Origin of the sequence: Dokdonella sp., assembly GCF_035511235.1 — a bacterium.
Classification (GTDB): Bacteria; Pseudomonadota; Gammaproteobacteria; order Xanthomonadales; family Rhodanobacteraceae; genus Dokdonella.
Genome location: NZ_DATKFQ010000004.1, coordinates 26,543 through 38,499, shown reverse-complemented (window position 1 = coordinate 38,499; position 11,957 = coordinate 26,543). Strand labels below are relative to the sequence as shown.

Here is an 11,957-nt window from a genome sequence, read left to right as displayed (position 1 = left end):
CGACAGCCGGAGCCGACGCCTCGGGCCGTGCCGATCCGGGCCGGCCTAAGCCGGCCGTGTCAGCTCCACCACGGGTGCGAAGCCGCCGAAGATCATGCGCTTGCCGTCGAACGGCATCGGCTCGTTGTCGGGATTGGAAGGATCCATGCGCGGATCTTCCATCATCTTCTTCATGCCGGCATCGCGGGTCGCCTTGTCGGGCCATTCCACCCACGAGAACGCGACGGTCTCGTCGGCGCCCGCCTGGACCGCCCTGCGGAAATCGGTCAGCTTGCCGTCGGGCACGTCGTCGCCCCAGCCTTCGACGATGCGGGTGGCGCCGTATTCGAGGAACACGGTATCGAACTTGCGGGCATGGTCGATGAAGGCCTGCTTGTTGGCGGTCGGAATCGCGATGACGAAACCATCGATATAGGACATGCGTATCTCCTGCGGACGGAACGGGGGTGAACCGGGGGAGCGTCCGATCGGGCCGGGCGGCGCGCATCGCCGCTCCCATCCGGACGACGAACGCGGGCGGCCGGAATCGACAGGCCCGATGCGATTCAGCTCGTCGGCCTGCGGAGCCGCAGATGCCGCCACCGGCAACGGCGCGGCCCGGCGCGCTAGCGCCGCATGCAGCGCTGGTAGCGGTCGTTGACGCGCGTGGCGAACCAAGCGGTGGTCAGATCGCGCGTGATCTTCGGACTCTCGAGCCTGATGCCCGGCACGAGCGCGCGCGGCAGCGGCGTGCGTGCACGGACCTCGGCCAGCGCGAACACCTTCACGTAGAGGTCGGTGTCGTCGAACTCGAGCCGGTCTCCGCGCGCCAGCGCATTGCGGATCGCGCGGTCGTCCATGCCGAGCGAGGCACCCAGCGCGCGTACCGCACGTTCGGTCTGGCCGGGCTCGTCGAGCCGCGCGCCGGGCCTGAGCAGATCGCCGTCCAGCGCGAGCTCGATGCCCGAGGCCAGGCCGGCTGCATTCTGGAAGGCGGCATTGCGGCTGGCGTACCAGCCCGCGTTGTAGTCGGCGAACCGGTGCAGCTTGCGCGTATACGGGGTCTCGTAGCCGAGCAGGTGGGCGATGCCGAAGTACAGGCCGCCGCGGCGGCTGAACGCCTCGCGGCGGATCGAGCCTTCGACCGGATACGGATAGCCCCGGGCATGGGCCTCGGCGAACGCGATGCTGACCTGCATCGGCCCGGCGGTCTGGACCGGGTTCATGTCGGCGAACAGGCGCTTGCCGAGCGGCACGCGGCCGATCATGTCCTCGTAGATCTCGCTGAGCTCGCGTTCGGTGCGCGCTCCCCGCAGGCGCTGCGCATAGGTCCGGCCATCGGTCGACCTGATCGCGAGCGCCGCGTCGACCAGCCGCTTCGGTACGTGCAGGGCGGAGGCGCGGCGATCGATCTCCCTGCGTGCGATCGCCGGCAGGCCGGCCACGACCGGATCGGCGCGATAGCCCGATTCCTGCTCGATCACCGCCAGCACGGCGCAGATGTTCTCGGCGTTCGGCTCGATGCGCTGCGCGTCGAACGCGATCTGGATATCGCCGGCCCAGCCGGTACGGTCGGCGGTCGTCGCCGGCATCCGCCGCGCGATCTCGGCACGCACCGCGACCGCGTCGTGCGCGGGGCGCGGCGGACCTTGCGTCGCGCAGGCCGTCAACAGCACCGGCAGCAGCACACGCAGCCCGCGCCATGCGCGCGATCCCCCGCCGGTGCCGGTGCGTGCGGCCGGTGCAGGCGCTTCGCGGGAAGAGCGGGGCGTGTGGCGGCCGTCGTCGTTCATGCGGCCAGCATACGGTGGCCGCCGCATCGGCTCCAGCCGCCGGTCAGCGCGCCTGCGACCGCAAGGTGGCGCTCGCGGATGCGTCCGCCACGCCTCCGCTGGCGCCACGGTCCGTTGCGGATCGCGGTCCGGCCGCATGCGCGACCGGCGTGTCGAGCCGCTGCACGCGCGCGTGCCACTGCACGGCGCGCGGATGGTCGGCACCCAGAGCGGTGCGGATGCGCGCAACGGCCTGTTCGAGCCGCGCGCGCGCCGCCCGGCGGTCCTGTCCGCCGTGCCAGTCGATCCAGGCGGTGACGGCATCGCAGACGCCGAGCTGCCAGCTCTGCGGATCGACCGATTCGCCGAGCATCGCCCGCGCCTGGACGACCCGCGGACCGGCCAGGTCGCTGCGGCCGACGTCGAGCGCCGCCTCCGCGGTGTCGAGCATGATCCTCGCCAGCGCCAGCTTCGACCCGTCGCCCATCGCGCGCAGCTGGGTCTCGGCATTCTCGAACCGCGCCAACGCCTCCTGCGGGCTCGCCGCCTTCAGCAGGGTCTCGTCGGTGATCTCCGCCTCGCGCAACGCGGAGCGCAGGCGCGACTGCGGCGGCACCTCGAGCGCGTCGAGTGCCTCGCGGGTCTCGGCGATCTTCGTGGCGCGCAGGTGCTCGTCGCCGGCCAATGACGCGACGCGGCCGGCGAGGGCCGCCCACTGGATGCGAAAGCGCCTGGCCTGATCGGGCGCGAAGTCGCGCACCATCGCCTGCGAGCGCTCGAGCAGGGCTGCCGCATCCTCGGCACGCGCCAGATGCACGGCGATCTGCGCCTGGCCGTACAGCATCATCGCGATGTCGGCCGTGGGGCCGGTCGCTTCGAGGTTCAGTTCGATGCTGCGCTGCATCTCGCCGAACGCCTGGAGCGGCAGGCCGACACGGGCCGTGACGTAGGCCAGCTGGCCCAGCGTCGTCAGCGCATCGGCGCTGGTCTGGCGTCCCAGGCGCGTATACATGTCGATCGAATCGCGGAACATCGCGCGTGCCTCGAGCAGCTCGTCGGCCATCGCCAGCTTGACCGCGTAGGTGCCGAGGAACAGCGCGTTCTTGCGCGTATCGGGCGGTGCATCGCCTATCTCGGCATCCGCCTGCCGATAGAACGCCAGCGTGTCGGCGAGGTTGCCCGACAACAGCCGATGCTCGGCCAGGATGCGCTGGCAGGCCGGGCGGATCTCGCGTGCCCGTTCCGGCGCCAGCGTGGCGGCCTGCTGCAGTCCGGACTCGGCCCGGCGGCGCGCCCCGTCCCAGTTCTGGATCGTCCACTCCAGGTCGGCGAGCGAACACGACAGCTCGGCGGCGACGGCCGGCGGCAGGTTCTTCTGCGGGTCATCCAGCAGCGAGGACAGCAGCGGAGCGAGCGCACGCGCGTTGCCGCGCTGCTGGTAGGCCTGGATCAGCGTGTCGAACAGCGGCGGATAGAGTTCCGGGCGATGCGCGGCCGCGTCAGTGACGCGCCGGGAGGCCAGCGCGAGCAGGTCGTCGATCTTGATCGCCTCGTTGCCGGGCGCGGCCGACCCGAGCACCGAGAGCAGGAAGTCCACGGTCATGTCCGAGCGCGCAGCCTGCGCGCGGGCGTTGGCGCGTTCGGTCTCGGCGATAGCGCGCGCTGCCTGTGCGGCGTCGCGCTGTTCGGACGCGACGCGCGCCTGCCACAGCGCCACGACCAGACCCGCCGCGAGGCTCAGGCCGACCGCGGCGAGAACGCCGAGCGCCAGCGCATTGCGGCGGACGAAGCGCCTGAGGCGATACGAGCCGCCGTCCAGCTTGCGGGCCTCGATCGGGCGGTGGGCGTAGGCGTCGTCCAGATCGCGCAGCATCGCCTCGACATTGGGATAGCGATCGCCCGGCCTCTTCGCCAGGGCCTTGAGCGCGATCGCATCGAGATCGGCGCGCAGGCCGCGCGGCAGGTCCGGCATATCGCCCGCCACGCTCGGCCGGGGCGGCTCGTCGTCGCAGATCCGCCTGATGCAGGCCGCCAGCGGCAGGCCCTGGAAGTGGAACGGCGGCTGGCGCGCGATCAGGAAATAGAACAGCGCGCCGAGGCCGTAGATGTCGGTCCTCAGGCTGGCCTCGCCGTTGCAGACCTGCTCGGGCGCCGCGTACTCGAGCGTCAGCGGCTGCAGCGTGTCGGCCCTGCGCTCCTCGTCGAGCAGGCGCGCCACGCCGAAGTCGAGCAGATGCGCGCGGCCGTCGCGGTCGACCAGGACGTTGTGCGGCTTGATGTCGCGATGCGCGACCGAGCGCTCGTGCGCGTGCGCGAGGGCCGCCGCGATCTGGCGAAAGACGCCGATGCGCACGTCGAGCTCGGCCGCCGCTTCGGTCCGGCTCCAGGCGTCGAGCCGCATGCCCTCGACGAAGTCGGTGACCAGATACGGCTGTCCGCTCGCCGTGACGCCGCCGTCGATCAGCCGCGGGATGTTCGGGTGCTGCAGCTGGGCGAGCAGGTGGCGCTCCATCTCGAGGCGCGCGCGCAGCAGCGGCGTGTCGCCGTACAGGAACTTGATCGCGACGCGCTTCTCGTAGGTGCCGTCGCTGCGCTCGGCCATCCAGACGTCGCCCATGCCGCCGCGGCCCAGGCGGTGCAGTGCCCGCCACGGTCCCACGCGCTCGCCGTCGTGCGTCTGCGCCAGCGGATCGCGCTCGGCCTGGTCGATGTCCGCCAGCCATTGGCGCAGCGCACGCGCGTCGTCCGGGGCGCTGCGGTCGAGTTCGGCGAGGCGGTCCACGCGCTGCGGCAGCGGCAGATCGAGCAGCGCATCGAGTTGTCGCTCGAGCGATGGCCAGTCGAGGGGAGGGCGGGGTGTCGACATGTTCGAAGTCGGTGGCGGGCGGATGGCGCAGCAAGAATCGGATTTCGGTGCGAAAGACGGGCATCGGGGAGGAATCCGGCGCGCTTCCGGCCGGCGCGCGCGGACGGCATCCGATCGCGCGGCGGCAACCGGGCCCGGTGCGACACACTCCCGGCGGCGCCGGCCGCTCCGTCGCATCCTTACGCTCGGGACCGCACCTGCCGCCGGCGCCGGCCCGACCGTCGCGGCGATCGCGTGCCGCTGGTCGCGCCGCCTGGCCTCAGTCCGCCTCCCGCAGCCGGCCGATCATCCAGCCGCGGGCCTTGATCCAGTCGCGGCGCACGGTGCGCTCGTCGATGCCCAGCGCGGATCCGATCTCGGCATCGTCCAGACCGACGTAGAACCGCAGCGAGACGATCTGGGCCATGCGCGGGAAGATCTGTCCGAGCTGGTCGATGACGTCGTTGATCTCGACGACCTGCTCGGCATGCCGCCCGTCGAGGTCCGGCACGGCGTGCTCGTCGAGCAGGTCCGTGCTGAGCGCACTGCCGCGCTTGCGCGCCAGCTTGCGCCGCGCGTGGTCGGTCAGCACGAAGCGCATCGCGCGGGTGGCCAGGTAATAGAAGTGCTTGACGTCCGAAACCTTCAGTTCCGGCGATTCCTGCAGCTTCAGATAGACCTCGTGGACCAGAGCCGTGGTCGACAGCGTCGGGCTGGCGCCGAGGGCACCGCGTTGCACGTGCGCCACGCGCAGCAGGTTGCGGTAGGCCTCGGTCATCATCGAGGCCAGACTGTGCGACGGATCGCGCATCGCGCTGCTCAGCGTCGTCTGCAACCGATCGAGGACGACATCATCGGTTGAATCGACGGCGCGCGGCATACGACGTTCCAAAGGTCCATTTCGGATCATTGTAGCGGCTCGCCGCAGCCGCGCATCGCGCCAAATCCGGAACTCCTTCTCACTGTCGTCGACGGCGTGTCCGGATTCGATGCGATTTTGCGAATTACGCGCCGGATCAGAGATGAGGGAGCCAGCGACATGCTCGAGGGAGCTCAAGAGCAGCGCAGCCGATGGGCGGGCCGGCGTGCGGATCGGAAGCCGGTCGAGCGCAGCGGCGGTGCCGATGCAGCGGCCGCGCCTTGAGCGGTCATGGTCAACGCGCCGTCGACGTCGATGCACGCGGATGAGGCTCGGGAGGAATCGTGCATTCGACACTGGAAGGACATGCGTCCGGCGGCGGCCTGCGCTAGACCAGGCGCTTCCGTCGGCGATCGGGGTACCTGGCGGTCCTCAGCTCGAGTCCGCTCGGCGCCGTTGAGGCACCGTGCGACACGCTTTGGTCTGTGCGGTCCAGGGAAGGACCGCTCCTGGCGCGCCGGTGCGGTCGCGATCGCCTGCGTCGATCGCGCGTCCGCTCGAATGCGCTGTGCCGCGGACCGGATCCATTCCGCGCCGCATGTGCATGCCGCGTAGCCCCGTCCGCAGCGATGCATCGCGCGGGCATGGATGCGGCGTGCGGCGAAGCCGTGGGGAAGGGGCGCCGGCCCGTTCGCAGAGCCGGTCGGCGGTCGTCTATCGCGCCTGCAGCGCGCGCAGCGGATCGATGCGCGCGGCTCGCCGGGCGGGCAGCCAGCTCGCGAGCGCCGCCGCGCCGATCAGCACGAGCGTCGCCGCGGCCAGCGTCGCCGGGTCGCCCGGCTCGATCTCGAAAAGAAACGCCCGCAGGAACGGCGCCGTCAGCGCGTACAGAAGGAAGCCGCCGGCGACGCCGGTCGCGGTCAGCGTCAACCCCTGCGCGAGGACCAGACTGGCGATGCGCTGCGGGGCCGCGCCGAGCGCGCCGCGCACGCCGAACTCGCGCTCGCGCAAGGCCACCGTATACGCCATGACGCCGTAGAGACCCAGCGTGCCGAGCATCAGCGCGATCGCCGCGGCCGTCGTCATCAAGGCCAGCAGCAGCTCGAGCCGCGCCGTCGCCGCGCGGATCACGTCGTTCATCGCCGCGACGCCGTACAGCGGAACCGTCGCGTCGAGTTCGTTCACGAGCCGCCTGATCGTCGGCAGGATCGCCGCGGCGTCTGCGCTCGATCGGACGAGAAGGGCCATGTTGCGCGGCGCGGCCGGCTCGACGGCGGCGTCGCTCGCCACCGCCAGTGGGCGGTAGACCATCGCGGACGGCGGCTGCGCGAGGTCACGGTCGCGCACGTCGCCGACCACGCCGATGACCGTGTAGACCGGCCCGGAGTCCGCCAGGGCCAGCTGCTTGCCGACCGAGGCGGTACCCGCCGGATCCGCGAACAGCGTCGCCGCTGCCGCCCGGCTGATCACGAGGTTCGTACCGCTTTCGAGGTCGAGGCGCCGGAAGCCGCGGCCCGCCAGCATGGGGATCGACATCGCCGCGAAGTAGCCGTCGTCGACGACATTGACCGGCAGCGCGCGCGTGCGTCCGTCGGGACCGGTCCGGAACGTCTGTTCGATCATGGTGCCGCTGCCGAGCGGCAGCCTCATCGCCAGGCCGGCCTCGTCGATGCCCGGCAGCTCGCGTACCCGCTCGGCGAGCCGTGCGTAGAACGCAACGGCCGCCGCCTCGTCGTAGCGCGCGAACGGCAGCTGGGTCCGTAGCGTCGTGACCTGTGCCGCGTCGAATCCCGGATCGACCCGATGCAGGCGCTGAGCCGTCTGCATCAGCAGCGCCGCCCCGATCGTGACCGACAGCGCGATGGCGATCTGCAGGGCGGTGACGGCCGCGCGGAAGCGGCTGCCGGACTTGCCGGTCGACGCGCCGCGTCCGCCGTCGCGCAGATCGATCGCCAGTTGGGCACGCCGGAGGCGGCCCATCGGCACGACCGCCGCGAATACCGTCCCGATCGCCGTGATCAGCGCGACGAACGCGACCGCCGGCAGTCCGACGCCGAGTTCGGCCAGCCGCGGTATGCCGGCCGGCCCGAATGCGACCAGTGCGCGGACCGCGCCGGCCATCAGCAGCAGCGCGAACGCCGCGGCCGCGGTTCCGAGCACCAGGGCTTCGGCGAAGACGGCGAGGACGGTGCGCAGGCGATCGGCGCCCAGCACCGCGCGAACGGCGAGTTCCGGCTGGCGGACGTCGGCGCGGATCAGCAGCAGGTTGGCCACGCTGGCCCAGGCCACGAGCCACACCAGAGCCGCCGCGGCCGCCAGCATCCACAGCGTGCCGGCGATCCCGCGCGTGGCGTACTCGGCCAGCGGCTCGACGATCGGCGCCGGCCGCAGATCGGCCAGCCAGGACGTCGTCGGCGCGCCGGATTCGAGCCGCGGAAACGACTCGGCGATCCGCGGCAGGATCCCGGCCAGTTCGTGCCGGGCCTGCTCGAGGCCGACACCGGAGGCGAGGCGCGCCACGCCGGTGTACGCGAACTCGCCGACGCTGGCGTCGGCGCTGCGCTTGGCCGGCAGCCAGATCCGCGTATCGGCGGTCGGGAACGAGAAGCGCGCCGGCATCACGCCGACGATCTGGCGCGAGACGCTGTTGACCATCACGGTCTTGCCGACGACGTCAGGCGCCGCATCGAAGCGGCTGCGCCACTCGGCCTCGCTGAGGATGGCCGCGTCCGGACCGCCGCGCAGTTCCTCTTCCTCGGTGAACGAGCGGCCGAGCAACGGAGACACCCCGAGCAGCGGCATCATCGAGGCGCTGACCCAGGTCGCGATGACGCTGTCGGCCCCGCTGTCGCTGCCTTCGATCCACAGATTGCTGCTGCCGGTCCGGTAAAAGCCGACGCCGTCGAGGGTGCGCGCATGCTCGGCGTAGGTGACCTGCAGCGCCGGCGGCTGGCCCATCTCGCCCGACTCGGCCGTCTGCATGCGCAGACTGACCAGGCGATCGGGCTGTTCATACGGCAGCGGCGCGAGCAGCACGCCGTACACGATCGCGAACATCGATCCGACCGCGGCGACGCCGACGGCCAGCGTCAGCACCACCGCCAGCGTGAAGGCGGGCGCGCGCTGCAGCGATCTCAGGGCGTAGCGAAGGGCCATCGGTCGTGGGTCCCGGGTCGTCGTCAGGGGCGCATCGGCTGGAGCCTGACGCTGGGCCCATAGGCTGCCCGCGTGGACGCGATCCGTCCATGGCAGCGGTATGGCTTTTCAGAGGCGTTGCATGTTTCTCGTCGCTTCCGGGTTGTTCGCGACGCCGGCGATCGCGAGGCTCCGAAGGTCGCAGGCGCCGGCGTTGCGTGCGCGCTCGGCAAGGACGGGGCACTGCCGCTGTGTGCGCATGTACCTCGAGCCTATGATGGAGGCATCGGAGGAGGGTGCATGAGCACCCAGCGCTGCATCGCCGAGTTCCGGCACGAGATCGCTCGACCGATCGGCCGACGCAAGCAGAATCCGTTCATTCGTCTGACCCATACCGCCGATCACTCACCGATGAACGACGATTCCCTGCTGCTGGCGTTCGGCATTTCCCTGGAAGAACAGAAGGCCTACGAGTTTCTTCTGGCCAATCCGGGCAGCACCGCGGCCGACGTGGCGCGTGATACGTCCTGGTCGTCGCGGCGTGCAGGCCATGTCCTGCGGTCTCTGGAAACCAAAGGCATGGCCAGCTGCCTTCCCGAGCGGACGCCGCGCTACGTGCCGACCTCGCCCGAGGTGGCCCTGGACCTGCTCACCGCCAGGAAGCAGAACGAGCTGCAGCGCGCCCGGACGATTGCCGGTCACTGGCAGTCGAAGGTTCGGCGCAGCTCGTCGCGAGAGCAGCCGATCGAGCTCATCACGGGGCGTGAAGCGATCCTGCACATGTTCAGCCAGATGCATCGTTCGGCGCGGCAGGAGGTCATCTGCCTCGAACGACCGCCCTACGTGATGAAACCGGTCTACGAGAATTTCGACGCGCAGAAGCACGCGCTGACACGGGGTGTCGTCCTGCGCACCATCGTCGATGCCTCGGCACTGGACCTGTCCGGCAGAGCCGAGGACCTGCGCAAGGAGGTGGACAGCGGCAACCGCGTCCGCATTCTCGGCAGTCTGCCGATGAAACTGGTGGTCGCCGACCGGCAGATCGCGATGATTCCCCTGACGCTCGAGCAAGCCGGGGACGTCGTCCTCATGCTGCGTCCTTCGCAGCTGCTCGACGCGCTCTGCGAGCTGTTCGAGATTCTGTGGGAGCGCGGAACGCCGTTCGGGATAGCCGCGGTGTCGGTTCGGCTGTCGGAGAGGTCGCGTCGCCCGATCGATGCGGATCGACTGGCTTCGCTCCTGGCCGCAGGCATGAACGACAAGTCGATCGCGCAGGAGCTGGACATCTCGGCGCGAACGCTCGAGCGCAGGATACTGGCGCTGATGAAGCAGTTGAACGCACGTACGCGCTTTCAGGCGGGCTGGCAGGCGGCGCTGCGGACCCTGGCGGCCGGCGACTCGCGCGACCGGCACTGAGCTGCCGCGGCGCGCGTCAAGGAACGCGCTGTCGATTCTTCGTGGCATAGGCGGATCGTCCTTCGTCCTGGCCGCTGCGGATCCGCGCGGCTGGCCCAGGACCGCGCCGCTTCGACCGAGCGGGTCGGATCGGATGGCGGATTTGTGCCATGGCAACATTTAGCCGCCTTTTCGAGTTGACGCTTTTTCGTCATCGCACCTACAGTCGGACGGACCAGAGATAGAACGCCTCCCGGCTGCGCACCTGCGCGCCGCGCGAGCGAAACGCAGCCGGACACTGGCCGACGACCGTCGACCGCCGTCGGCACCCATCAAGAGCAGAGGTCATCCATGTTTCGCCTTCATGGCATTGCAACGTCCATTTCGATCGCGATCGGCTCGTCGATCGCGCTGTTCGTTCAACCGGCGGCATCCCAGGCGCTTCCCGCCACGCCTCGAAACGTCGTCGGCATCTCGATCGGGACTGATCTGACCGTCGACACGCGTTTCGGCGATGGCGGCTACACCGTCGTCAACTACAACGACGATGAGGGCACCTGGGACGAGGCGGTGCGCGTGATCGCGGCGGACGGCGGCGGTTTCTGGCTGGTCGGCTTCCATCGCACCGACGCACACGCCGACCGCGTCGCGATCTCCAAACTCGATCCGGACGGCGTGCTCGACCCCTCGTTCGGCGTCGGCGGCAAGCTGCTCTCGCCGACCGGCGTCAGCATGGTCAAGGACGCCATCGTGGCGAACGGCCGGTTCTACGTCGCCGGCATCCACTATCTGGACACGCCGGGGCTCGGTATCGCCGCCGTCGCCTGCATCCAGTTCGACGGTACGGCGTGTCCGGGCTTCGGCGAAGGCGGAACGGCCACGATCGCGGTCAACCAGCCCGGCTTCAACAGCGGCGCAACGCGCATCCTGCATCGCGACGGCTCGCTGTATGCGATCGGCGATACCGATCCGGGCGGCCCGACCGGCCACAGCAGCGCGATCGCGATCGCCAAGCTCGACGCGGTCACCGGCGCACTCGACGCGAGTTTCGGCGACGGCAGCGGCCCGCTGCCCGGGACGAAGATCATCGACCCCAACCGTCATCCCAACGGCTACGATTTTCCGTACGCAGCCGCCTTCGCCGGCAACGGCAAGATCCTCGTGGGCGGTTCGGCGCAGAACAGCGAGGGTCCCGGCAGCGATGGTTTCGTCCTCGCGTTCGATCCGGCCACCGGCGCGCTCGATTCGTCGTTCGGCAGCGGCGGCTATGCGTGGTTCTCGTTCGACGTGGGCGTCAACTACGATCAGGTCGCGGTGCGCGCAATCCGCGTGCAGGACGACGGCCGAATCCTCCTCGCCGGCGATGCCAACCACGACGACGAGTTCTTCAATACGATCACCGACGTGCTGCTGGGTTCGCTGCAGCCCGATGGGACGCCCAGCGCCGGCTTCGGCAGCAATGGCGCCACCCACATCAATGTCGCCTTGAATGGAGCGACGCAGGATCTGGCGGTCCGCGCGAACGGCGATCTGGTCGTATCGATGGCCAGCAACGGCATCGTTCCGAACGAGTACACGCCGGCGACGCAGCAGTCGATCGTGCAGTTCGACGCGTCCGGCAACGGTCCGACCTCGACCGTCTCGATCGAGTATCCCTCGGCGCTCACGCCGAACGGCTACCCGTACTCGATGCTGGTCGATTCCCGCGACCGTATCCTCGTCGCCGGCTTCGCGATGTGGGACTTCAATTTCCCGGTGCCCGATTCCGACCATTCGGTGACCCGACTCGTGCGCGAGGGCATTTTCGCGAACGGTTTCGAAGCTGCGACCGAAGCCGGACGATGAAGCCGGAGGCTCGAGCGATCGGCCTCGTTGTTCGAACGGCCAGCGCCGGCCTTTCGAGAAGGCGATAGATCGGTGTGCGCTGCGTCGGCGATCGGGTTTCGATACCGTCGCCGACCGGCGCAAACGG

7 protein-coding genes are annotated in these 11,957 nt (G+C 70.1%); 2 read left to right on the top strand and 5 right to left on the bottom strand.

Annotated features, from left to right (window positions below; genetic code table 11):
- Positions 1-45: 45 nt before the first annotated feature.
- From VMR06_RS01550 to VMR06_RS01530, 5 genes are all read right to left on the bottom strand, one after another.
- Positions 46-420: a DUF1428 domain-containing protein gene (locus VMR06_RS01550; RefSeq protein WP_325372277.1), complete on the bottom strand. Its 375-nt coding sequence runs from the start codon at positions 418-420 to the stop codon at positions 46-48.
- Positions 421-605: 185 nt separating this feature from the next.
- A complete protein-coding gene (locus VMR06_RS01545) occupies positions 606-1,772 on the bottom strand; it encodes a DUF1615 domain-containing protein (protein ID WP_325372275.1) in 1,167 nt (388 codons plus the stop codon).
- A 43-nt stretch (positions 1,773-1,815) separates the two neighbouring features.
- A complete protein-coding gene (locus tag VMR06_RS01540) occupies positions 1,816-4,617 on the bottom strand; it encodes a serine/threonine-protein kinase (RefSeq protein WP_325372273.1) in 2,802 nt (933 codons plus the stop codon).
- Between the two features lie 259 nt (positions 4,618-4,876).
- Complete coding sequence (locus VMR06_RS01535) at positions 4,877-5,812, bottom strand: ECF-type sigma factor (protein WP_325372271.1); 936 nt, start codon at positions 5,810-5,812, stop codon at positions 4,877-4,879.
- 357 nt (positions 5,813-6,169) lie between these two features.
- On the bottom strand, positions 6,170-8,611 hold the full coding sequence (locus VMR06_RS01530) for an ADOP family duplicated permease (RefSeq protein ID WP_325372269.1): 2,442 nt from the start codon (positions 8,609-8,611) through the stop codon (positions 6,170-6,172).
- 279 nt (positions 8,612-8,890) lie between these two features.
- On the opposite strand from VMR06_RS01530, the gene VMR06_RS01525 reads away from it, so the two are divergent.
- Both VMR06_RS01525 and VMR06_RS01520 read left to right on the top strand, forming a co-directional pair.
- A complete protein-coding gene (locus VMR06_RS01525) occupies positions 8,891-10,006 on the top strand; it encodes a helix-turn-helix domain-containing protein (protein ID WP_325372267.1) in 1,116 nt (371 codons plus the stop codon).
- Positions 10,007-10,336: 330 nt separating this feature from the next.
- Complete coding sequence (locus VMR06_RS01520) at positions 10,337-11,830, top strand: hypothetical protein (protein WP_325372265.1); 1,494 nt, start codon at positions 10,337-10,339, stop codon at positions 11,828-11,830.
- Positions 11,831-11,957 lie beyond the last annotated feature (127 nt).